Here is a 22392-nt window from a genome sequence, read left to right as displayed (position 1 = left end):
ATAAAATTTAAATTAACTAACTTTACGAATTTAAAGGGGGACTTTTATGCGTCTACCTCCGTTCAATCCATATATAGCGGTTGTAATTGGTGTTATAGCTGTGTCAACATCTGCAGTCTTAGTAAAACTGGCTGATCAGGCTCCTGCAGCCATAATTGCAAATTACCGGTTGCTGTTTGCAGTTATTATTATGGCACCATATGTACTTTTCAAACATCGAAATGAGTTTAGCATTATCTCAAAAAAGGATTGGATTCTCTCAGCCTTAGCAGGGATTTTTCTTGCTTTTCATTTTATCCTCTGGTTTGAATCATTAAATTATACATCTGTAGCAAGCTCGGTGGTATTGGTAACATTACAGCCAATCTTCGCTTTTTTGGGCACTTACTTTTTTTTCAAGGAACGATTTTCACCTGGTGCTGTAATCAGTATGATAATTGCCTTATTAGGCAGTGTAATTATCAGCTGGGGTGATTTTCAAATAAGTGGCATAGCACTATTCGGGGATATTCTTGCCTTACTTGGAGCGATAACTGTAACAGCATATTTTTTAGTGGGACAGCAGGTAAGAAAACGTTTATCACTAATGACATATACGTTTGTTGTTTATGGAATAAGTTCAGTAACACTAATTTTATATAACTTAATTGTCCAAAATCCATTCTTCGGGTATTCCGCTAACCACTGGTTTGTTTTTCTTGCTTTGGCAGTTATCCCAACATTCTTTGGACACACTTTATTTAATTGGGCATTGAAATGGTTAAGTACTTCCACCATCTCAATGGGAATTGTGTTTGAACCAATAGGGGCTTCAATACTCGCCTATTTTATTTTAGGTGAAAAGGTGACATGGTCACAATGGCTTGGTGGAACAATTGTATTATTCGGGCTATTTTTATTCATTATGAGTACCGCTCGAAAATCAAAAGTGACAATATCACAAAAGAAATGACAAATGTACATACCAACCAGTGTTTAAAACTGGTATAATTAAGCCAATATATATGAATTGGGTGATGTCATGAATATTCAGTTAATGACTGATGGAGGAGCAGACATACCAAAGCGCTTAGACGAAGCATTGGATATTATTGTTGTACCTCTTTACTTACACTTTAAAGATGAACAATACAAAACAGGTGTAACGATTGATTTGGAAACATTTAATAAAAAAATGAAGGAGTCAGAGGAATTACCGCGTTCATCAGCTCCAAGCCCTAATGACTTTTACGAGGCATACAAGCAGGTAGACCCAAACACTCCTATTATTATGTTAAGTCTGACAAAAGGGCTCAGTGTGACGTACGAAAATGCGGTACTTGCTAAAACGATGCTTCTTGAAGAGGAACCAGATCGTAGAATCGAAGTGATTAATACGAAAACAGCTTCATGTGGCATTGCGCTTTTACTTCATGAAGCAAAAATAAAGATAGAAGAGAACTGTACATATGACCAGGTCGTTAATCACTTGAACGGACTAATTGAGGATACAACAACACTATTTGTTTTAAAGACACTGGAGAATTTAGTACGTGGCGGACGCTTAGATAAAGTGAAGGGTACAATTGCCAAGACATTAAATATAAAACTGTTAATGAAAGCTAGTGAAGACGAAGGAAGTATTGAAGTAACCGAGAAAGTTCGGGGAGATAAAAAGTCGATAAGGCGATTTATCGAACAAATTGGTGAATATACGAAAGACTTTGAAGATAAAGTTATTTCAATGACCCACTGTAACGCAGAGGAACGAGCAACTAAAGTACTTGCGGAAATCAGACAGAAATACCCGTTTAAAGACGCCTATTTAACTGAAATGGGCCCGCTAATTTCCACATATGCAGGTGATGGGGGTCTGGTTATTTCATTTTTTAAAGATAAGCAATAATAAACGAGGGAGAAGGCTGAATTAATTTTAGTCTTCTCCCTTTATTCTCTGGATTTTTCTTTTAACAGAAATTGATGAATCATAATATTAAGTGCATCTTTATCATTTCCTAAGCAAATAAGATGTCTTGATCGTTCAAAAAACACAACTTCCTTCTCCTTCGATGTAATTTCCTTATCCAAATAATAAACCGTTTTGTATGGAACCATTCCGTCCTGTTGTCCCTGGGCAATCAATACAGGTGATTCAATCTTTTTTAAGTAACGTCGGGTAAACCTTAACACCTTCAGAAATTCAATATTAGCTTTAAAAGGAACAGCTCCAAGCTTCCTTTTATAATGCAGATATAATTTATTTTGACGGAGCTTCCCATTGAATCCATCTACAGCAACGTCCCTGATATCCTTGCTTATCTGTTTAAATGATAAATACTTTCCAGCTGGAGCCAACAGCACCAACTTATCGATTTTATACTTTGCAGCTAAGTAAGCAGCAATCATACCCCCCATGGAAAATCCAATAATATATATTTCATCAACCTTTTCACTTAATCGCTTGAAGGAACTTTCTGCTGCATTAATCCATTTTTTGTGTGAAATATTTTCCAATGCTAACTTTCTTCCATGTCCTGGCAATGTTGGTACTTCAATCTGCCAGCTGGTATGCTCCTTGAGATACTCAACTAAAGGGGCAACTTCATACGGTCCTCCAGTATATCCGTGTATTATCAGACATCCAATCATACTAATTCTCCTCATGTTTCAATGTACTTTATATTTAACCAATTCCTCTACTTATTATTTCCTATAATAGCTTTTAAATGTTTTCCATAATTTCCGCAATAATATAAAGTAAAAAAAGCTGATGACATGCATGCAATGCTTCATCAGCTCTCTTAGCAGTTGAGAAAGTGTATATCCTTTCCCACTGAATAAATGCAACTAAGGCTTAGCGATAAGTCCATCTTTCTAAAATATTATCGAAATTGTTTCATGATTGAGCCTACCTGTTTCACAACTGGGGAAACCTGTTGAAACGTATTAGCTATTTGGCCAGCTGTTGATAACATCTTATCAAGGTCCATTTCGCCATTATTATCCTGAAAATAATAGAGGAGGTTATTTTTTGGTGGTGTATTAAAAGTACCGCCTATAGACTGCCCATATGGATGCCAATTCATTGGTTGTTTCGGTTTTGCATACATCTCAAAAGGGGTTTGAAAATTTGTATTGTAATTGTTGTACATCTGTTTATAATTGTGCAGCGGCTGTGTATTATTTTGATAAAAATTATACGGATTTCCATTATAAGGTGGCGTATAATTATAAGGCCTCTCAAACATGTTACACACCTCTTTTGTATGTTCTTGTATTACTACTATATGCAAAAACCAAAAATGTGTGTAAACCTGTTCATCACAGTATTCAATTACTATAAGTGAGGCTGATAATTACAAGACATGTCTAGTAAATATTTTATTTTGTTGATCTGGAAACCACAAACCACTTCGTCACCTACGAAAGTAGCTGGAGTACCAAATACATCACACTCATGTATATGTTTTATATATTCTCGATCCTTCGTTATATTTCTAGTTGTATAGTGAACATCCAATTCATCTAATTGGGTTAACAGCTTTTCGCAAATCGGACAATTATCGCTGATATAAACAATTACTTCCTTATCGTTCATTTTATTATGCTCCTCCTTGAAGTTGTATAGTTTCTTTGCTTTAATTCGTAATTACCCGTGAATATAACAAATTAAACACAATTATTACAAAGTTATTACACGAAAACATTCTGCATTGTGTCACAATCACAAATGCAGAATGTTTTTAGTGATTTCCTAATATTTAAACTTCAGAAAATTTTTGGCTACTTGCAAGGCCCTAGCTACCTTTTTGCGGTAAGAAAGGGTTTATTAAATACCTCACTTGCTTGATAACAAATTAATTTGCATGATGGATAATTACTGCGCATTCGGCAGCCATGTTGGTTTATTAACTACTAAAGTTAATACGCCAGCACTTCAGACAGCTCTGTATTTCCTTCGATAAGCTCAAAAGTCTGATTTTCTGCTCTTGGAACACTTAATAAATAGACAAGAACTGCTGCAACATCTTCACGAGGTATATTTCCTATATCTGATAATTTTTCCTGCAGGTTTACTTTACCTGTACCAGGATCATCTGTTAATCTTCCTGGCCTAACGATTGTATAATTTAATCCTGCTTTTTTAAGATATTCGTCGGCGCGATGCTTTGCATAAAGATAATGCTTCATTTGACCTGTTCCTTTGGGATGGTCTGCTCCAATTGAACTTAACATTATAAATCTTTTTATCCCATACTTCCTCGCTAAATCAACAGATTCAATTGCACCTTCCTGATCAATGACAATTGTTTTATCTGCACCTGTATGCGGCCCTGATCCAGCAGCAAATATAACTGCATCTATATTATGAAAAGCCTTCTCAAAGTCTTCTTCCAAGTCCGCTAAAACTGTCTCGGCACCTAATTCTTCAAATTGTGGAATTTGGTCCGTTTTTCTTACCATTGCAACAGGTTCGTGGTCAGATTCCAATAACTTCTCAACCGCCTGCTTACCGATACCACCGTTCGCTCCAACTACTAATACACGCATTGTTTTCCTCCTAATAACTTTTGGCTGTTTAACGGAATATTGCCGCTATATATTTCGATGTAATGCAAAAAATACTTAAGTGCTATGACACAGCTAAAGAATTACATTACGCAGTTGTGTCGTCAGAGGGCCTCAATAAATAATACCAATCAGGCTCACATAATTATGTCCCAGTAAGATTAATTAGCAAAAGAGACTATTTATAAGCTCCATAATTATAATATTACCTTTAATTAAAAAAACAAAACACCAATCTTCTTGAATAAAGGTGTTTTGCTTTTGCATTTTAGGAATAATTAATCCCAATGCTAGTGCAGGTTTGCCGACAAACCCGCACGATATAAAGAGTTGAGGACATCCCAAATCCCACATCGAGCATATCGCGTTTGTGACAGCCATGCTATGATATATATCACTATTACTAAACTTTTTATAAAATCAAGTTGGCTCTGTACGATAATACGATGCTCGTTTTTTATGTCTTCTATAAAACAAATAGACAACTCCAGCTATTATTAATATCAAAAATATATACAGCTGGAATTCCTCCATAAATTTTTTCACCGATTTCAGATTCCCAACACTACCAAGCCAAAGCATTCCAATTGTCCATGGAAGTATTCCTAACAACGTCAAACTTTGAAATTTCCATACACCTACTTTACTAATACCAGCTATATATGAGATATAATTACCTATTCCAAGTGGTCTCGCGAATGCGATTGTCCATACACCAAATTTTTTGAACCATATTTGTACCTTTTCTATCTTTTTCTTATTCATCTTTTGTTTTAATTTATCTTCCAGTTTGTAACCTATGCTATAAGGAATTAAGCTGAATACAGAATAAATCGCACTCCCAATGAACCCGTAAAGTAACACTTCAAGGAAAGTCAGCTTAAGAAGGTAACCAAATGTTAACGTGACCAGGCCACCAGGAAAAGGAACGGATGACGCCTCAGTCGCTAAGCTGATAAATAGTCCCCAAAACCCTAATTCATTAATAACTTCTATAATATATTGCAACATTTGCCCAGTCTCCTTTGTTTACTGCATTGAGTACTCAATACCCTAAAAGCATCGATGAAAACCAGATATTATAAGCTATAGTTTCCAATCATTTGAATGTGACTTGGCAAAACTTCAATATCAGCTGGTGTTACTCCATGTATCTCGCCATCCATGTCGATTGCTTTCTGCTGATTCGTCCTAATTGTTAACGTTGATGCTTGAAAATATCTTAGCTCTGTTAATTGTTCAGTATTTATATTGGGCTTATTCATTGATAATAGTTCCCGCAGAGTGGCCAATGTTGAATTTTTTATAACTAACACATCGAATTTTCCATCATTAACGTTTATTGTAGGTATCGGAAATTCCCTTGTACCAATGAATTTTCCATTTAGCACAAGAATCATTACCGATTCCCCTTCGTAAACTTCGTCATCGGCAATTATTTTATAAGTGAAAGGTTCAGCCTGGTTAACAGTCTTGAGTGTACTCATAAAATAGCTTAATACTCCGAAATTCTTCTTTCGTTCTTCATCAATATTTAAAGATGTTTCTGAAACAAGCCCAATACCCCAAAAGTTAACGAAATAATTATCAGCTGTTTTGCCAATGTCTATATTGATCACTTCACCAGAGACAATTGCCTCTGCGGCCTGATATAAGTTTTGAGGTATATTTAGTATTCTGCTGAAATCATTACATGTTCCCCCAGGTAAAATAGCAATAATTGGTCTTCTTTTTAAAGGAGCCAAACTATTTATACATTCGAACAACGTGCCGTCCCCGCCAAGAATAACTATAATATCAACTTTATCAGCAAATTCAGCACAAGAATCCTTGGCCTCTTCAATCGTTTCCGTCTGAATAACAGTTAATTTCTTGATAGCTTTGGAAATAACAGGTATCGTTTGGGAAAGTTTTTGCTCCATGTTATCGCTTCCTGCATGACCATTATATAAAAATATGCCTCTTTCATAACCCAATTTATCCTCTCCCTTTAACGAGTCGCTTCCTATAATTTTTTCCTAAATAATCAATATAGAAACATTAGGTGTAAGATAACACATTCCACGAATTATGTTACACATTTTTGCTCTAAGTTTATTAATCTAGTGTAAAATTTTTCAATTTAGTCTAGTAATTTTCATCAAAATGTTATTTAATAAAGAGGAGGAATTATAATTTTTTAAAATCACAGGAGGGTCAAAATGAAGAGAATTTTTAGTCTATTGCTTTTGTTAGGTTTAACCTTAGTGTTGGCAGCTTGCGGTAGTTCAGAGAATGCAGACGGCAGTAGTGGTGAAGAAAGCATAACACCAGACACAATTGTAATGGGATTCGTACCATCTCAGGATTCCGATACAATCGCTGATACAATTAAACCATTAGCGGACCAGCTAGGTGAAGAATTGGGTATCAAGGTTGAAGGTAAAGTTATGACCAGCTACAATGCATTAGTTGAAGCTATGGGTGCTAACCAGGTACACGTTGGATTTATCCCGGCATTTGGCTATGTCCTAGCAAACGAGCAATATGGGGCTGAAGTAATCCTGAAATCAGAGCGTTATGGATCCGGTACATACAAAGCACAATACTTAGTAAAAGCTGATTCAGGAATTGAAGAACTAGCAGACTTAGAAGGAAAAATCTGGGCTTACCCAGATAAAGGATCCACTTCTGGCTATCTATTCCCAGCAAACCAATTGATGATGGAATTTGACTATGACTCCGCACCACAATTGGAAACAGAATTCTTCTCAGGCACTACTGCTGCAGGAGGACATGACACAGCTGCTTTGGCGGTTTACCAAGGGGATGCTGATGTTGCAACAACGTTTGATGATGTGCGTACAGAACTTGAAGGAGAATATCCTGATGTAATGGAAAAATTAAAAGTTATTGAATATACACAAGATATTCCAAATGACACGATCTCCGTTACTAAAGAATTAGATGACGAATTGGTACAGAAAATCAAGGATGTATTCCTATCATTTAATGAAAATGAGGAAATGATCAAGATTATGAATGAAGTATACAATTGGGATGCCATTATTGAAGCATCTGATGAGGAATATAAAGTAGTTAAAGATACCTACAAGAAATTCAAGGATAACATAGAACTGTAATATCAACTTAAAAAGGGGGAGGTAATTATCTCCTCCTTTTTCTAACGTTTATGTTAGACACAGGCAACTTTCTCAAACAACTGTAACGGAGGAAATACATATTATGATTGAATTTAAAGACGTAAGCCTAGTCTACCCGAATGGAACAGAAGGATTAAAAAATATAAATGTAACAATAAATGATGGTGAATTTGTAGTTATTGTAGGTCTTTCCGGAGCGGGAAAATCAACTTTTATTCGTAGTGTGAATCGTCTGGTCACACCCACTTCAGGTTCCCTATTAATTGATGACGAGGATATACTTAGATATCGCGGCTCCGACCTGCGTAAGCTTCGCACAAAGATTGGTATGATATTCCAAAGTTATAACCTGGTAAATCGCTCTAATGTACTGAAAAATGTTATTGCCGGTCGTTTAGGTCATACAGGTACACTACGCTCCATTCTTAATCTATACAAAAAAGAAGATATCGGACTAGCCTACGAAAGCCTGCAACGTGTAAATATTGATGATAAAATTCATAGTCGAGCTGATGAACTTAGTGGAGGTCAGCAGCAGCGTGTCAGTATTGCCCGTGTTTTAACACAAAAGCCTAACTATATACTTGCCGATGAACCAGTGGCATCACTTGACCCACCAACATCACATCAGGTAATGACTTATCTAAAAAAGATAAATAAAGAAGATAATATAACAACGATTGTAAATCTGCACTTTATTGATATGGCTATGGAGTATGCTGACCGAATTATTGGTATGCGTGCTGGTGAAGTTGTGTTTGATGGACCAGTATCAGAGGTATCCGAGAAAACATTTGAAGAAATTTATGGCCGTACTATACGTGAGGATGACTTACGTGGGGGGGCACAGGAATCGTGACTAATCAAACTAATTCCACACCCTCCCAAATGACACCGCCACTTTATCCTGCAAAGACAAAAGCCCAGGTTACACTTATATTTTTCATCGTAATAGGCTTTTATCTGTTTAGCATGATATGGACACAGCGTCAGATGGTAGGAGGATTTGCCGATGCGCTAGGTAATATGGGAGTGGTGGTCAATAAATTTTTTCCTCCTAACCTAAGTGTTATCCCTGCAGTTTGGGATCCAATGGCACAAACAATTCAGATGGCTATCATCGCGACAACTGTCGCAGCTATATTGACGGTTCCACTGGCATTATTGTCAGCACAAAACATTGCAACCTTTAAACCAATATATATTACGACAAGAACTTTTCTGAATATCCTCCGAACAATTCCGGACTTAGTTTTAGCTGTTGTCTTCGTAGGATTATTTGGTATCGGACTGTTTCCAGGTATTATCGCACTTATTATATTCTCACTGGGGATTCTGGCAAAATTGATCAGCGAAACAATTGAATCTGTTGATATGAATCCACTTGAGGCAATGCGTGCTTCTGGAGGCAATGTATTTCAGGTAATCTACTATGGTCTTGTACCACAGGTCCTTCCACAGTTTGCATCATTTGTACTGTATGTATTTGAAATAAACATTCGTGCTTCTGTTGTACTGGGATTAGTTGGAGCAGGTGGTATTGGTCTTGTACTGGATCAGCAGCTGGGTTTTTATAATTATCCTAACGTTATGGCAATTATCATATTAATATTTATCGTTGTACTTGTTATTGAATATATAAGCAACAAATTAAGGGAGGCATTGATATAATGGCAGCATACTCTCTCCCTCCAAAACCAGAACGTTCTCTTTTTAAGCGAATCAAAAGGATAACTATTCTATTAGCAGTAATTGCAGTTTATACTTGGACCTTTTTAGGTATTGACGTGGATTGGGGACGCGCAGCTGAACGAGCCATAAATAATTTCCACCGCGTCATTCCTAAATTATTCCACCCAAATTGGGAGGCAACCGGTGAAGTTGCTGGAAAGATGTTTGAGACGATTACAATTGCGTTTGCAGGTTCTTTTATGGCAGCTATTCTAGCTATTCCATTGGGATTCTTAGCAGCTCAAAATATGTCCCGAAACAGACTATTAACTGCAACTGGAAAGTGGATTCTATCCGCTATTCGCGCATTTCCCGATATTATTTTGGCTATTCTGTTTGTTGTTGCCGTAGGACCAAACGCATTTGCTGGTGTACTTGCAATTGCCATTGGCTCAACCGGAATGCTTGGAAAGCTCTACTCTGAGGTTGTTGAATCAATTGATATGAGAATTGTCGAAGCAATGGAAGCCAATGGTGCTAATAAAGTTCAAATGCTATTCTATGGTGTTATGCCACAGATTATTCCTGAATTCTTATCGTACGCAATCTACCGCTTTGAAATTGATATCCGTGCATCATCCATTTTGGGTATCGTTGGCGCAGGTGGTATTGGTACTATGATTATCTTTGCAGCAAATAACCGTAACTGGAATGAAATGGGATTAATCTTGCTTGCAATCATAATTGTGGTAACAGTAATTGACTTTATTTCTGCAAGAATCAGACGGAAAATTGTATAATATAAGTTATAATAGAAACGAAATCCAGGAGCATACTCTGGTTTCGTTTCTTTCATTATGACCCTAAGACCCTTTATAGTTCTGTTGGCTTTTAATTTTCGCAGTTGATATAAAATGCGAAGTACTTTTTAAAAAAGTTGAGTGCTATTATGCCGCTCCGGAAATACACTACGCGCACCTAGGGCGGCTGATGAGTCTCCTTGCTCCTACGTCGCTTCGTAGTCTCATCTAGGCCTCAGCTCCCACAGGAGCATTCCTATTGGGGAGACGTCCCCCCTCTTGAAACATAAAAAGGTCCTCCGTTAAGATGCAGATATACACAAAACCAAACATCTAAGGAGGACCTTACAAATGCATGATAATGTGAATGACAAAATTAATCAAGTGACAGAGGACACGTTAATCATCGGAGTTGATATCGCAAAGAAAAAACACTATGCTTGTGCGGTTGATGACCGTGGGAGAGAACTTCAACGCGCCTTTTCGTTCAAACAGTCTTATCAAGGTTTCGAAAGCTTCATTCAGACCGTCAAGGACTTGAAAACCAAACATCAAAAAGCGAATGTGGTCATTGGCTTTGAAGCCACCGGCCATTACTGGAAGAATCTCGCTGAACGCTTATGGGACGAACAACTTTTGTACGTCATCGTCAATCCGATGCATGTTAAACGTTCCAAAGAGTTCGAGGATAACAACCAGTCCAAAAATGATAAAAAAGACGCTCGGTTGATTGCCCGTCTCGTCGAAAACGGCTACTTCACCTTTCATCGCTTTCTGAAAGACATCGAAGCAGAACTCCGTGAGTGCGCCACATGGCGGCGAGCTCTTATCGATGAACGGGCGAGCTTAAAAAACAAGCTGGTTAACTGGACCGATCAATATTTTCCGGAATTCCTGAAAATCTTTAAAGACTGGGGTATTCAGGCACGTACGGTCCTCCGATATACCCCATTTCCCCAAGACGTTCAGACACGGTCACTTGAGGAATGCATGGCTTTATATCGCGAAGACAAGGGCGCCCGATTTTTATCCCGAAACAAAATCGCTGAGTTGAAGAAACTGGCCCCATTCTCCATTGGCCGCACGCAAGGGCAAGATATGGCCTATTTCAAATTGGTCACCCTTTTAGATCAATACGCCCTGTTGGATAAGCAGATCCAGGAGATCGAGGAAAAGCTCAGCTTCTATGCCCGTCAGCTTTCTGATTTCGAATGGATTACATCTATCCGAGGGGTAAGTGAGAATCAGGCAGCCGAGCTTCTTGCCGAAACCGGACCACTTCCGCAATATGGTCATCCACGCCAACTCATCAAATTAGCGGGATTGACGCTGCGGGATAACTCTTCCGGTGACCGAGAAGGCGAAAAACGGCTGTCGAAGCGAGGGCGAAAAGCCCTCCGAGCGCTTCTGTTCAGGATGGTGACCACCATTCTTCCAAATAATGAAGCGTTCAAGGATATCTATCAGTATTATGTGAACCGGCCCGAAAATCCGCTCAAGAAGAAGGAAGCGATGGTGGTATTATGCCGGAAACTCCTGCAAGTCATTTACGGGATGAGTAAATACCAATCTCCTTTTGACGCCGAACAGATGAGACGAGACCTTTCGAGTCATCTTCCAGCGAAGTAAGTGGCGTAGCGTTCTCGCGTCCCTGGGCATGACAATAAAGATGATCCGGAGAAGCCGCCAAACTGAGACATACGACTTCGAGTCCAAACAGGAGCATCATGCGGCCTCCGCCTTAGAAAGAGACCCAATGAAGGAAAGCATGCGCACGACGCCAAGAGACCTGGGAGGGTACGTCCTTCTAAGATATGCGGAGATCCAAAGGGCATCGGAATACGCTTTTCCGTTAACAATAAATTGTTAGCGACCGCAACGTGTCAGTATTATTACCATTTTTTTCCTTTAAGAAGGATTTCTGTCGTTCTTTAACTACAAAAAGATTTTATAAAAGAATTATCACATTCTAATCACTGGTATATCAACCTTTCCGGAGGGAGTCTCCGTGTATTTCCTTCGCTGTTGACTAGAGTAGAAATTCTCATAGAAGAAATGTCTGATATCACTACACTAGTACGGGTGAGCGGAGGGCGGTGACTCCAGCGGGAATAGTACGTTCCGAAGACCCCGCAGAGTGGTCTTCTCGAGGAGGCTGAGGTCGTGCCCGCGGAAAGCATCCGCCCGTAGCGACCCCAGACGACGGGACAAGTTATAGAGATTATTCCAGCAGTTAGTTCGCAGTATATATCAAACTGCGAACTAAAACAAACTCTTAAAAACCAATCTAAAAGCAAAGTACAATCATCTGTTTCAGCGGATTTTTTAGAAAGGATGTAACATAGTGCATAACAATACAGCAACTATCAAGCTAGTATATACGAGTGATGTTCATGGCAACGTATTACCCGTTTTATATGGAACAAATGAACATGCCGACTTAGGCCTAGCTAAATACGCTACAGCTGTTCAAAAAGCAAGACAGGAAAATAAGCATGTAATCGTATTGGACAATGGCGATTTAATTCAGGGAACTCCATTAATGACTCATTATGTAAAAGAACATGCTAATAAAGAAAACCCTATGATTGGCGTCATGAATCAGATAGGAATCGAAGCAAGTGTGATTGGCAATCATGAATTTAATTTTGGTAAAAAAATCTTAACTGATGCTGTTAAAGAGTCTGATTTCCCTTGGATTTCAGCAAACAGTATCGATGCCAATAGTGGTGAAGCCTATTTTGGACCACCTTATATTATAAAGACATTGAACAATGGAATTAAAGTAGCAATTGTTGGTGTAACGACTCATTATATCCCTAACTGGGAATCACCTGAGCATATTCAAGGTATCAAATTTGCTGACGCACTTTCTACACTTCAAAAATGGGTTAAACATATTAATGAAGTTGAAGAACCTGATGTTCTGGTTGCCTCCTATCATGGGGGTTTTGAACGTGATATTGAGACTGGCGAAAATACAGAACGACCAACCGGTGAGAACCAAGGTTATGCGATGTGTGAGCAAATAGAAGGAATTGACATTTTATTAACCGGTCACCAGCACCGTAACTTAACCGGAACGATTAATGATGTTCTGGTTATTCAGCCAGGTAACAACGGCAAAATGTATGGTGAAATTGATATCACAATGGAGCATTATTATAATGGCTGGAGATTAATTGATAAGCATGCGTCAGTTAACACATTAGAAGGTGTGCAGCCTGATGAAGATATTCTTTCTTATATGAAAGATCTCGAAGATTCTACTCAACAATGGCTTGATCAGCCAATTGGATATATAGATGGTGACATGACAATCAATGATCCGTTAAAGGCAAGAATTAGGAAACATCCATTTATTGAACTTATCCAGCAAGTACAAATGGAGGCAAGTGGCATAGATATTTCTGTTACTTCTCTGTTAAATAATGACTCCAAAGGATTTGGCTCGACCGTTACAATGCGTGATATTGTTTCAAACTATATGTACCCAAATACCCTAGTGGTACTTGAATTGACTGGACAAGATATAATAGATGCGCTTGAAAAAAGTGCTGGATATTTTATTCTACAAAATGGGGAAATAACAGTTAATCCAGCCTATATTGATCCAAAACCACAACATTACAACTATGATATGTGGGAAGGGATAGAGTACACAATAAATGTGCAACAACCTTTAGGTTCCAGGGTTGAAAACGTTAGGTACCATGGTATCCCCCTTGATAAACATGAGAAATACCAGGTTGTTTTAAATAATTATCGTGCTAACGGTGGTGGTGATTACGATATGTTTAAAGGGAAACCAGTTGTAAAAGAAATTCAGAAAGATGCTGTTGAACTAATTCGCTCCTATTTTGAAAAGTACGAAACTGTACATGCGAAAATAACAAATAATTTCACCGTCAAAACATAAAAAGATAGGTACCAGGAAAACTCCTGGTGCCTACTAAAACTTATTTAAAACATGTGGAACACAATTTTTTTGAATTATAGCCACTTTGGAGTAATCATTAGCTATTTTCACAAGATCTTCAGCTAGAATGAGGTTAACTTTAGCCAATTCACCAAGTTCTTTAGCTTTTCACCATTATATATGGTAGTTTATACTTTCTTGCGCTTGTATTTCCAACCTGTTCCAGATGTTCTTTTTGTAACAGCTTTTTAGCAATATGTATGGAGTCCAACCGCAAAAAGTCTCTTACCTGCCAATTATTCAACGTATCACTAATCAATAAATTATAATCCTTCAGTGCTTCAATATGTGCATACTTAGACACTTCACCACAGTGAGGACATTTCCATTTTCCATAAATTCGTACCATTGGCAATGCCCTACACCCCGGACAAAAAACGCCCCGCAAAATATCATTTCTCTCAACATGATACTTTTTCAGAATATCACTCTCATTTGGTGTATGTGCTTCAATTAATAAAGTAGACAATTCTTTCAACTGCCCATGAGTTAAGCACGCTGTTTGATAACTCGTGCTATAACCATCTATTTTTGTGAGAAGTTCTTCTTTGTGAATGACAGTATCTGAAACAGCTTTGTTATTGGTGACATTTTTGATGATAGTACTGGGGTTACTGTATGCGATGAGCTTCTCAAATGGAATAGCTGGAAAACCACTTTCTCTAATCCAACGCAAAAGCCGGAAATGCTGAAGGTTTACTTGTTCGATATGGTTACCAAGGTTTTCCTCTTCACCCTTCTTCGAGATACGAATGGCTTGCCCAAACTCATCATACGTAACTGTGCCAGATATATTTTTAACTTCTGTAATCAGGATGAATTGTAGTGAAAGTATCAATGTATCAATTTGGAAAAATCCACTTCCGTCATGGATACGTAGATTATGGAGGATTATATAAGGTGCTTCTGGTAGAAAACTTAACGTGAAATCAAGTGCTTTTTCGCCGTTGTAGCCTGCCCGGAGATTTTTTGCATGGTTCTCTACCTCCTTTTTTTTGAAATGATGCTCTGCCAAACGCCTGCTAAGAGCTTCTGTTTTTAGTATAACAATAGGGATATCTCGAGGTTTAAGAATCAATGGAGCACTTCCTTTTATATAGTTTTTATAATATATTCATGCTTTGCCTCCTATTTCCTTCATAAATTACTGATCATATGTGGCGAATTTGTGACTTTAGCCACTTTATAGTAATCTTTAGCTACTTTCATAAAATCTTTAGCCAAAAATGAGGAAACTTTAGCCACTTCACCCAGATCTTTAGCTTTTCAACATATTTGAGTCAATTACTTCCACGTTGAAGCTAGACGTGGTTGACTCGGTAGCCTCTTTTCCCATCGCTAAGCACTAAGAAAGAAAAGCTACCAGATTAAATGCTAATCTGGTAGCTTTCAAATTTGCGATTAGTTCTCATCTTTATCATCATCTTTATCATCCGTGTCGTTATCATCGTCACTACCATCATCGTTAGACTCATTAGCGTCATCATCGTTATCTTTACTTTCGATATCCAATACCAGAACCTCTCCAGTATAGGCATCGATTTCAATTTCTGCTTCTCTTTTATTAGTATCCATTTCCAATTCATAAAGCAGGCGTCCATCATCTTCATCTAATTCGATACTTACAATGGTTCCTGAAAATGCATTCGATGCGATTTCCCTTGCCTTACCGATGTCGATTACAGCTTTATTGACTTTTGATTTATCGTCATCCGTCTTACTGCTTTTATTCTTATCATCTTTCATGGAATTATCTTTTTCCTTAATGGCTATATCTTTATTTTCATCATCGCTGTTATCATCTTTTTCAGCTTTTTTATCATCAGTGCTATTGTTAGCAGCCTTATTAGTGTCATCATCTGTATTATCTTTATTTTTTACTTCATTCGATTGTTTACCATTACTCGCAACCATTTTCTTTTCTAGTTTCAGAACTTCACCGGTATTTCCGTCCATTTTAATTTCATATTCTTTTTGGCCATCATGAATTTCTATTTCATATACAGCCCGATTTCGGCTTTTTTCAAGTTCCATCTCCGTAATTTCTCCTGGATATTGGTCCTTTACCAATTGTTTTATTTCATCTGTTGATAATTTGGGTTCAGCCTGTGCGGCATCTGAATGATAGATACCCAATCCCATCGCAGTTGCACCAATAAAAACTGCTAATGCTATACCAATTTTCTTTTTCAATTTATTCTCCTCCTCTTTATTCTTAATTACATCATATCCACTTCAAGTGAAAGGACACTGTGCAAAAGATTAGAATTTGATGAGAATAACATTAATCTTAATTAACAATTGGCAACTTTATCGTAAAGGTAGAGCCTTCTCCAACTTCACTCGTAACACGTAAACTTCCATCATGAGCCGCAACAATGGTTTTTGCAATGGACAATCCAAGACCAGTACCACCTAAATCCCTGTTTCTTGATTTTTCCATTCGGTAAAATCGATCAAATATTTTTTCCTTCTCTTGGTTTGGAATCCCTTGACCAGAATCCTGGACATTAACCATAACATGGGTATTCTGTTTCCGTATTGTTAACTTAACGGCCCCATCACTATATTTTAAGGCATTATCAATTAATATATAAATAACCTGTTGTAATTGGTCTTGACTTCCATTCACATAAAGCACATTTTTTGCTGTTTCTAAAGTAATTTCGCGGTTATATGCACCTGTAAATTTATCTACTGTTTCCATACAAATATCAACTATGTTTATTTGTTCATGCGCGTCTTTTTCCTGATTTCTTGCAAGCAACAGCATTTGTTCTACCAGCTTTTGCATACGATCCGCTTCAGATTCAATTGCCTGGATTGACTCATTGAAAAGCTCTGGGTTACCCTGTCCACGTCTTTCCAATAATTCTGCATAACTCTTCACGATTGATATCGGTGTTTTCAACTCATGAGAAGCATCTGATACAAATGTCTCTTGTTTTTCAAAATTATCCTTTAAATACTCAATCATCGTATTAAAGGTATTTTCCATTTCATAAAGTTCATCACGTGATCTGTTTTCCACATAGATTTTTTTCCATTTCGTATTGGTTATATTCTCTTTCATCGCAGCAGTTAATGCCTTTATCGGATTTAAAATAAACCTGCTTAAAAACACGCCAGCTATTATGGTTGGAATAAGCATTATGGCTGACGCTACAATTAATACGTAAAATAAGGTTTGCATTGTTTCGGTATGTGCAACAAGCTGTTTATATACCTGCAGCGTTACAATTTCACCATTCTCCCATATAATTGGTTTAGAAATGGTTACAAAATTGGCTTGATTATCTAAATGAATAATTGAATTTGTCTCGGTCTTAACAAACGATGCAGGCAATTCAGTAAAGCTATCTTTTTTAGTTAACGTCAGCAGAAGACGATCATTTTCTTCTTCAATCACACGAATCATGCCATCTGTTGGCAAATAGGCTCTTAATAAGTCACTTCTGGCAATCTCCGGATTTGAGTTAAGTGTCTTTACAATCTCGTTCGTTTGGCTGGTAAGTTCATTTACTTCACTATTGATCGATATATTCTTAAACAAAAAGTAAATTGATGTGTTAACAAGCAATATTAGTACGAGCATAAATAGACTTGAAAACAAGCGAATCTTCGCGGATAGTTTCATTGAACATGTTCCTTTATCGTATATCCAACACCACGGACTGTATTAATATAGGTTTTCTCAAATCCTTTGTCGATTTTTTGGCGCAAATACCTAATATAAACATCAACAACGTTTGTATCCCCAAAATAATCATATCCCCATACATGCTCAATTAATTGGTCTCTTGTGAGTACAATATTTTTGTTTTTCATCAGGTAAATAAGCAAATCAAATTCTCTGGGCGTAAGTTCAATTTGCTGTGACTCCCGCTTAACTTCACGTGTGTTTATATCTACTTGCAAGTCACCGACAGTCAAATAATCACCGTTATTCACCACAGCTGTTTGCGTGCGTAAATGTACGCGAATACGAGCAAGCAGTTCTTCAATCTGAAACGGCTTTGTTACATAATCATTTGCTCCAAGGTCCAGTCCACTTACTTTATCGTGTACCTGGTCTCTGGCAGTCAGCAGGATAATTGGAGTATTGGTATCCTTACGTCTGAACCGTCTTAAAACTTCCATCCCACTTAATTCCGGAAGCATGATATCAAGCAGCACCAAGTCCCATTTTTTACTTTCCAATAATTCAAGTGCCTGTTTCCCATTATTGGCAACCTCAGTCGTATAATTTTCATAATTGAGCTCAAGCTGCAAAACCCTGCTCAACTTCTGTTCATCTTCAACAATTAATACGTTTGGATTTCCCATAAATACACCTACTTTATATGTGCCTTTTTATGTACTATATCAAAATATGTATAAAAAGTATTGATGTTGAACCGGTGTTTACACGAATTCGTCATTTTAAATCATGAAATTCAGTAATATATTTATTTTACCTTTGCAAAGATACAGGTGTCCCTTAGTCCTTCCCCATCAACGGCAACATCATCATTCTGCAAAATACCTTCCAGTTTATATCCAAGCCGTTCAGGTATTGCTTTACTTCTGCTATTTTCCACATCACACCGGATTTCGACCCTATTAGCTTCGAGTTCTCTAAAGGCGTAATCTGTTATTCCTTGGACAGCTTCTGTAATATAACCATGTCCGCTGTTGCGCGAATCAATCCAATAGCCTATTTCAAACTTTGGTACCTCCCAATCAATTCTGTGCAATCCTGTGCAGCCAATAAGGTTTCCCGTTTCTCGGTCAAAAATATGCATTCTCATATCTTCTCTTTTTAGAAACTTGATATATGACTCCCTTACGTTTGCTTCCACATCCTCCAGACTTTGGTTCTTTTGCGCAAAGGGGAGCCATTTTTTCAACTCCTCCTTGCTTGCTTCAATAGCAAAATATACTGACTCGCCATCTCCCGGTTTAGGCAGGCGCACATAGAGTCGCTTAGTATAGAATTCATTTGGAAAATCTTTGAGTATCGGTTTCTGCATTCTGTATTCTCCTTTTCCGTATAAATTTCTTTTCATTATAGCGCTTTAGCTTTAAGATTGCGATAACAATTTATTTTAGGGAGGCGACAGAATGTTAGCGATTGACCACATCGTAATTGTATCCGACAACCCTGCACAAGCAGCGGCGAAATTTGGAAAAGAGCATAATGTAACTGTTATACAAGGGGGTAAACACTCCAACTGGGGAACATACAATTATTTGGCTTATTTCAGTAATGACAGTTATATCGAATGGATTGGTATTTTTGATAAAAAAATAGCGGTCCAATCAGAGAATCCCCTTATTAAACAAGTTGTCAATGCACTAGATGATAATATGGAAGGTCCTATCCAGTATGCATTACGGACAGTTAACATGGATAAATATATTGATCATTTTTATAAGTCTACTATTCCATTTACCGGTCCCATCCCTGGAAACAGAAAAAAACCAAATGGTTCGATGCTTGAATGGCGGATGCTTTTTCCTGAAGATGTATCAGAACAGCTCCCCTTTTTAATTGAGTGGGGTAATGTTAAGAATGTTCCAGAGGATAACCGCTTAATAAACGAACAGCAGATTCACACCATTTTTGCTGATATTAATAATCTCACGAAGTTTAAGGATATTTACCAAACAGACCTGCAACTGGCTAATGCCAAATTAAGCATTTCAGATAAATTAGCATTTTCCATTAATTAATGACGATGCCCATTGACATTCAAACCACTATTTGACTATACTATAATCAAATACTCATTTGAATGAGGTGTAGTAAATGCCAAAAGATACATGTGAAGTGACTTGTATACATGAAGACAAAGTTGACCGTGTAAAACAGCAAATAAAGCAACAGCCCTTTGAAAAGGTAACAACTATCTACAAGCTGCTTGCAGATCAAAACAGGTTACAAATAGCGTATGCATTGTTAATTGAAGAAGAATTATGTGTCTGTGATATTGCCAATATTATTGGTGCAACAACTGCAACAACTTCACACCACGTACGCCAGCTGCACAAAGCTGGTATCGCGACTTTCCGAAAAGATGGAAAGCTTGTATATTATTCATTATATGACAGTCATATCAAACAATTAATCTCACAAGCCTTCAGCCACATGAAGGAGGATTCCTATCATGCCGTCTAATCAACAAACTTATCGAGTACAAGGAATGTCCTGTGCTAATTGTGCCAAGACATTTGAAAATAATATCAAACGAATAAACGGTGTCGAAAATGCCGATGTTAATTTTGCTGCATCAAAAGTTGACATTGACGGAACGGCTTCTATATCAGAAATTGAAAAGGCCGGTTCTTTCGAGAATATAAAGGTTGTAACGGACAATGAAAGTGCCAAACAACCTGAAGAGCCATTCTGGGTCCGTTACGATAGAATTATATTTTCAGCCTTGTTAGTCGTCCTGGGATTTGCAGTAACTTTCACTTTTGGAAGTTCACATTACCTGTCTACCATCCTTTTTGGATTAGCAGCTCTCGTCGGGGGATTAACGCTTTTTAAAGCTGGAATACTAAACCTGACAAGACTTCGCTTTGATATGAAGACACTTATGACCATTGCCGTGATTGGTGCAATCCTTATTGGTGAATGGCGGGAAGCAGCAATTGTAGTTATTTTATTTGCTATCAGTGAAGCACTTGAATCCTATTCGATGGATAAGGCACGTGCCTCTATTCATTCACTGATGAAGATTTCCCCTAAAAAAGCACTGATCAGGCGAAATGGGACGGAACAGACAATAGCGATTGAAGATATCGTAATTGGCGATCTTATGGTCGTTAAACCTGGAGAACGAATAGCCATGGATGGAAGAGTTATTGACGGATTTTCTGCCATTAATCAGGCGTCAATTACCGGTGAATCCATTCCAGTTGAAAAAGCCCAGAATGACGAGGTATTTGCTGGTACGATTAATCAGGATGGTTATCTGGAAATTGAAGTCACGAAAAAAGCAGAAGATACAACCATTGCAAAAATTGTTCATCTGGTAGAAGAAGCACAAGGTGAACGCGCACCGTCACAAGCATTTGTTGATCGGTTCGCTGCATATTACACACCTGCCATTATTGCGATTGCTATTCTGGTAGCAGTTATCCCTCCTCTTTTTGGAGGTGCATGGAGCATATGGATCTATCAAGGTCTTGCCGTATTAGTTGTAGGCTGCCCGTGTGCATTGGTTATCTCCACTCCGGTCGCAATCGTTACAGCAATCGGAAATGCTGCACGAAATGGAGTTCTTATCAAAGGTGGAATCTACCTTGAAGAAATGGGGCGACTTAAATCAATTGCCTTTGATAAAACAGGTACTTTAACAAACGGAACCCCAAAAGTTACCGATGTTCACTATTTTACGGATGACCGTGAAAAAGCAATAAACTACCTGAATGCATTGGAAACCAAATCAAACCACCCATTAGCAAAAGCAATTGTGGACTATATCACTGACGAAAAAGTTAACATTTCAAAAGTTGACGTACAGCATTTCACAACAATACAAGGTAAAGGGATACAAGGAGAAATCAATGGTGAAATAATTTATGCAGGATCACCCAACCTCTTTGATCAATTACCAAAAGAAGAAATGAAAAACTACCAGGAATCCGGAAAAACCGTAATGTTATGTGGAACTAATGAGGAAATATTAATAGCTATTGCACTTCGCGACGAACCAAGGAAAGAAAGTAAACAAATTATTAAACAGCTACACAAATTAGGAATCAACCATACGTACATGCTTACCGGTGATCATGCTCAAACAGCTGCTGCGTTAAAAGAAGACCTTGAAATCACCGATGTTAAAGCAGGTTTATTGCCCAAAGACAAATTAGACTTTATAAAAAAACATCAAAATAACAACGGCAATATCGCGATGATAGGTGACGGAATTAACGATACACCAGCACTTGCTGCATCAACAGTTGGAATAGCAATGGGTTCTGCCGGAACAGATAGTGCACTCGAAACAGCTGACATTGCTTTAATGGGCGATGATCTGGAAAAACTCCCTTTTACAGTGAAATTAAGCCGGAGAACATTGTCAATTATTAAACAAAATGTTTCCTTTGCTATCGGCATCAAAGTGCTTGCTTTACTACTCGTCATCCCTGGATGGCTGACACTTTGGATTGCAATTTTTGCCGACATGGGGGCAACCCTGCTTGTAACACTGAATGCATTGCGATTACTAAAAATAAGATGATCATTCCACAGCGAATGATC

Annotated in this window: 22 protein-coding genes; 11 read left to right on the top strand and 11 right to left on the bottom strand. The window is 37.8% G+C overall.

Features of this window, described 5'->3' with window-relative positions; genetic code table 11:
- The first annotated feature begins 46 nt into the window (after positions 1 to 46).
- Positions 47 to 952 carry a DMT family transporter gene (locus ACE1TG_RS09060; protein WP_375052054.1) on the top strand — a complete coding sequence of 302 codons (906 nt, stop codon included), beginning with the start codon at positions 47 to 49 and terminating at the stop codon, positions 950 to 952.
- Positions 953 to 1021: 69 nt separating this feature from the next.
- A complete protein-coding gene (locus ACE1TG_RS09055; RefSeq protein WP_375052053.1) occupies positions 1022 to 1885 on the top strand; it encodes a DegV family protein in 864 nt (287 codons plus the stop codon).
- A 41-nt stretch (positions 1886 to 1926) separates the two neighbouring features.
- Here the strand turns inward: ACE1TG_RS09055 and ACE1TG_RS09050 are convergent, their stop codons facing one another.
- The 6 genes from ACE1TG_RS09050 to ACE1TG_RS09025 form a co-directional block, all read right to left on the bottom strand.
- Positions 1927 to 2628, bottom strand: a complete 702-nt coding sequence (locus ACE1TG_RS09050) for an alpha/beta hydrolase (RefSeq protein WP_375052077.1) — start codon at positions 2626 to 2628, stop codon at positions 1927 to 1929.
- Between the two features lie 233 nt (positions 2629 to 2861).
- The gene (locus ACE1TG_RS09045) at positions 2862 to 3227 is read right to left on the bottom strand and encodes a YppG family protein (RefSeq protein WP_375052052.1); all 366 of its coding nucleotides are present in this window, start codon (positions 3225 to 3227) and stop codon (positions 2862 to 2864) included.
- 89 nt (positions 3228 to 3316) lie between these two features.
- The gene (locus ACE1TG_RS09040) at positions 3317 to 3577 is read right to left on the bottom strand and encodes a glutaredoxin family protein (protein ID WP_375052051.1); all 261 of its coding nucleotides are present in this window, start codon (positions 3575 to 3577) and stop codon (positions 3317 to 3319) included.
- Positions 3578 to 3900: 323 nt separating this feature from the next.
- Positions 3901 to 4530 carry an SDR family oxidoreductase gene (locus ACE1TG_RS09035; RefSeq protein WP_375052050.1) on the bottom strand — a complete coding sequence of 210 codons (630 nt, stop codon included), beginning with the start codon at positions 4528 to 4530 and terminating at the stop codon, positions 3901 to 3903.
- Between the two features lie 438 nt (positions 4531 to 4968).
- Positions 4969 to 5559: a DedA family protein gene (locus ACE1TG_RS09030; RefSeq protein WP_375052049.1), complete on the bottom strand. Its 591-nt coding sequence runs from the start codon at positions 5557 to 5559 to the stop codon at positions 4969 to 4971.
- 68 nt (positions 5560 to 5627) lie between these two features.
- Positions 5628 to 6524 carry a YegS/Rv2252/BmrU family lipid kinase gene (locus tag ACE1TG_RS09025; RefSeq protein ID WP_375052048.1) on the bottom strand — a complete coding sequence of 299 codons (897 nt, stop codon included), beginning with the start codon at positions 6522 to 6524 and terminating at the stop codon, positions 5628 to 5630.
- Between the two features lie 225 nt (positions 6525 to 6749).
- Between ACE1TG_RS09025 and ACE1TG_RS09020 the strand changes: the two genes are divergently transcribed.
- The 6 genes from ACE1TG_RS09020 to ACE1TG_RS08995 all read left to right on the top strand — a co-directional run bounded on the left by ACE1TG_RS09020 (position 6750) and on the right by ACE1TG_RS08995 (position 14081).
- Positions 6750 to 7670, top strand: coding sequence for a phosphate/phosphite/phosphonate ABC transporter substrate-binding protein (locus tag ACE1TG_RS09020; protein WP_375052047.1), 921 nt, complete (start codon positions 6750 to 6752; stop codon positions 7668 to 7670).
- Between the two features lie 103 nt (positions 7671 to 7773).
- Positions 7774 to 8550 carry a phosphonate ABC transporter ATP-binding protein gene (phnC, locus tag ACE1TG_RS09015; protein ID WP_375052046.1) on the top strand — a complete coding sequence of 259 codons (777 nt, stop codon included), beginning with the start codon at positions 7774 to 7776 and terminating at the stop codon, positions 8548 to 8550.
- A gap of 29 nt (positions 8551 to 8579) precedes the next feature.
- Positions 8580 to 9362, top strand: a complete 783-nt coding sequence (gene phnE, locus ACE1TG_RS09010) for a phosphonate ABC transporter, permease protein PhnE (protein WP_375052076.1) — start codon at positions 8580 to 8582, stop codon at positions 9360 to 9362.
- Positions 9362 to 10162 carry a phosphonate ABC transporter, permease protein PhnE gene (gene phnE, locus ACE1TG_RS09005; protein ID WP_375052045.1) on the top strand — a complete coding sequence of 267 codons (801 nt, stop codon included), beginning with the start codon at positions 9362 to 9364 and terminating at the stop codon, positions 10160 to 10162. Before phnE (ACE1TG_RS09010) ends, phnE (ACE1TG_RS09005) begins: the two co-directional genes overlap by 1 nt.
- A gap of 351 nt (positions 10163 to 10513) precedes the next feature.
- Positions 10514 to 11791 carry an IS110 family RNA-guided transposase gene (locus ACE1TG_RS09000; protein ID WP_375052044.1) on the top strand — a complete coding sequence of 426 codons (1278 nt, stop codon included), beginning with the start codon at positions 10514 to 10516 and terminating at the stop codon, positions 11789 to 11791.
- Positions 11792 to 12506: 715 nt separating this feature from the next.
- On the top strand, positions 12507 to 14081 hold the full coding sequence (locus ACE1TG_RS08995) for a bifunctional metallophosphatase/5'-nucleotidase (protein ID WP_375052043.1): 1575 nt from the start codon (positions 12507 to 12509) through the stop codon (positions 14079 to 14081).
- A gap of 160 nt (positions 14082 to 14241) precedes the next feature.
- Here the strand turns inward: ACE1TG_RS08995 and ACE1TG_RS08990 are convergent, their stop codons facing one another.
- The 5 genes from ACE1TG_RS08990 to ACE1TG_RS08970 all read right to left on the bottom strand — a co-directional run bounded on the left by ACE1TG_RS08990 (position 14242) and on the right by ACE1TG_RS08970 (position 19153).
- Positions 14242 to 15219, bottom strand: coding sequence for a nuclease-related domain-containing protein (locus ACE1TG_RS08990; protein ID WP_375052042.1), 978 nt, complete (start codon positions 15217 to 15219; stop codon positions 14242 to 14244).
- Between the two features lie 323 nt (positions 15220 to 15542).
- On the bottom strand, positions 15543 to 16334 hold the full coding sequence (locus ACE1TG_RS08985) for a PepSY domain-containing protein (protein ID WP_375052041.1): 792 nt from the start codon (positions 16332 to 16334) through the stop codon (positions 15543 to 15545).
- Between the two features lie 97 nt (positions 16335 to 16431).
- Positions 16432 to 17736 carry a HAMP domain-containing sensor histidine kinase gene (locus ACE1TG_RS08980; protein ID WP_375052040.1) on the bottom strand — a complete coding sequence of 435 codons (1305 nt, stop codon included), beginning with the start codon at positions 17734 to 17736 and terminating at the stop codon, positions 16432 to 16434.
- Between the two features lie 38 nt (positions 17737 to 17774).
- On the bottom strand, positions 17775 to 18467 hold the full coding sequence (locus tag ACE1TG_RS08975; RefSeq protein WP_375052039.1) for a response regulator transcription factor: 693 nt from the start codon (positions 18465 to 18467) through the stop codon (positions 17775 to 17777).
- 122 nt (positions 18468 to 18589) lie between these two features.
- Entirely contained in the window at positions 18590 to 19153 is a 564-nt protein-coding gene (locus ACE1TG_RS08970) for a GNAT family N-acetyltransferase (protein WP_375052038.1), read from the bottom strand.
- A 91-nt stretch (positions 19154 to 19244) separates the two neighbouring features.
- Between ACE1TG_RS08970 and ACE1TG_RS08965 the strand changes: the two genes are divergently transcribed.
- The 3 genes from ACE1TG_RS08965 to ACE1TG_RS08955 all read left to right on the top strand — a co-directional run bounded on the left by ACE1TG_RS08965 (position 19245) and on the right by ACE1TG_RS08955 (position 22372).
- Positions 19245 to 19856, top strand: coding sequence for a VOC family protein (locus ACE1TG_RS08965; RefSeq protein ID WP_375052037.1), 612 nt, complete (start codon positions 19245 to 19247; stop codon positions 19854 to 19856).
- Positions 19857 to 19932: 76 nt separating this feature from the next.
- Positions 19933 to 20301 carry an ArsR/SmtB family transcription factor gene (locus ACE1TG_RS08960; RefSeq protein WP_375052036.1) on the top strand — a complete coding sequence of 123 codons (369 nt, stop codon included), beginning with the start codon at positions 19933 to 19935 and terminating at the stop codon, positions 20299 to 20301.
- Entirely contained in the window at positions 20291 to 22372 is a 2082-nt protein-coding gene (locus tag ACE1TG_RS08955; protein WP_375052035.1) for a heavy metal translocating P-type ATPase, read from the top strand. The genes ACE1TG_RS08960 and ACE1TG_RS08955 overlap by 11 nt, the downstream gene beginning before the upstream one ends.
- Positions 22373 to 22392 lie beyond the last annotated feature (20 nt).

The sequence above is a fragment of the Virgibacillus sp. JSM 102003 genome, assembly GCF_041949995.1.
In the GTDB taxonomy this organism is placed as follows: Bacteria; Bacillota; Bacilli; order Bacillales; family Amphibacillaceae; genus Lentibacillus.
The sequence above is the reverse complement of the archived record's forward strand: the minus strand, read 5'-3'. Positions and strand labels throughout refer to the sequence as shown.

Coding starts and splice junctions, on each gene's coding strand:
- ACE1TG_RS09060 (WP_375052054.1), top strand. CDS start 47: ATGCGTCTACCTCCGTTCAATCCATATATAGCGGTTGTAATTGGTGTT.
- ACE1TG_RS09055 (WP_375052053.1), top strand. CDS start 1,022: ATGAATATTCAGTTAATGACTGATGGAGGAGCAGACATACCAAAGCGC.
- ACE1TG_RS09050 (WP_375052077.1), bottom strand. CDS start 2,628: ATGATTGGATGTCTGATAATACACGGATATACTGGAGGACCGTATGAA.
- ACE1TG_RS09045 (WP_375052052.1), bottom strand. CDS start 3,227: ATGTTTGAGAGGCCTTATAATTATACGCCACCTTATAATGGAAATCCG.
- ACE1TG_RS09040 (WP_375052051.1), bottom strand. CDS start 3,577: ATGAACGATAAGGAAGTAATTGTTTATATCAGCGATAATTGTCCGATT.
- ACE1TG_RS09035 (WP_375052050.1), bottom strand. CDS start 4,530: ATGCGTGTATTAGTAGTTGGAGCGAACGGTGGTATCGGTAAGCAGGCG.
- ACE1TG_RS09030 (WP_375052049.1), bottom strand. CDS start 5,559: ATGTTGCAATATATTATAGAAGTTATTAATGAATTAGGGTTTTGGGGA.
- ACE1TG_RS09020 (WP_375052047.1), top strand. CDS start 6,750: ATGAAGAGAATTTTTAGTCTATTGCTTTTGTTAGGTTTAACCTTAGTG.
- phnC (WP_375052046.1), top strand. CDS start 7,774: ATGATTGAATTTAAAGACGTAAGCCTAGTCTACCCGAATGGAACAGAA.
- phnE (WP_375052076.1), top strand. CDS start 8,580: ATGACACCGCCACTTTATCCTGCAAAGACAAAAGCCCAGGTTACACTT.
- phnE (WP_375052045.1), top strand. CDS start 9,362: ATGGCAGCATACTCTCTCCCTCCAAAACCAGAACGTTCTCTTTTTAAG.
- ACE1TG_RS09000 (WP_375052044.1), top strand. CDS start 10,514: ATGCATGATAATGTGAATGACAAAATTAATCAAGTGACAGAGGACACG.
- ACE1TG_RS08980 (WP_375052040.1), bottom strand. CDS start 17,736: ATGCTCGTACTAATATTGCTTGTTAACACATCAATTTACTTTTTGTTT.
- ACE1TG_RS08975 (WP_375052039.1), bottom strand. CDS start 18,467: ATGGGAAATCCAAACGTATTAATTGTTGAAGATGAACAGAAGTTGAGC.
- ACE1TG_RS08970 (WP_375052038.1), bottom strand. CDS start 19,153: ATGCAGAAACCGATACTCAAAGATTTTCCAAATGAATTCTATACTAAG.
- ACE1TG_RS08965 (WP_375052037.1), top strand. CDS start 19,245: ATGTTAGCGATTGACCACATCGTAATTGTATCCGACAACCCTGCACAA.
- ACE1TG_RS08960 (WP_375052036.1), top strand. CDS start 19,933: ATGCCAAAAGATACATGTGAAGTGACTTGTATACATGAAGACAAAGTT.
- ACE1TG_RS08955 (WP_375052035.1), top strand. CDS start 20,291: ATGCCGTCTAATCAACAAACTTATCGAGTACAAGGAATGTCCTGTGCT.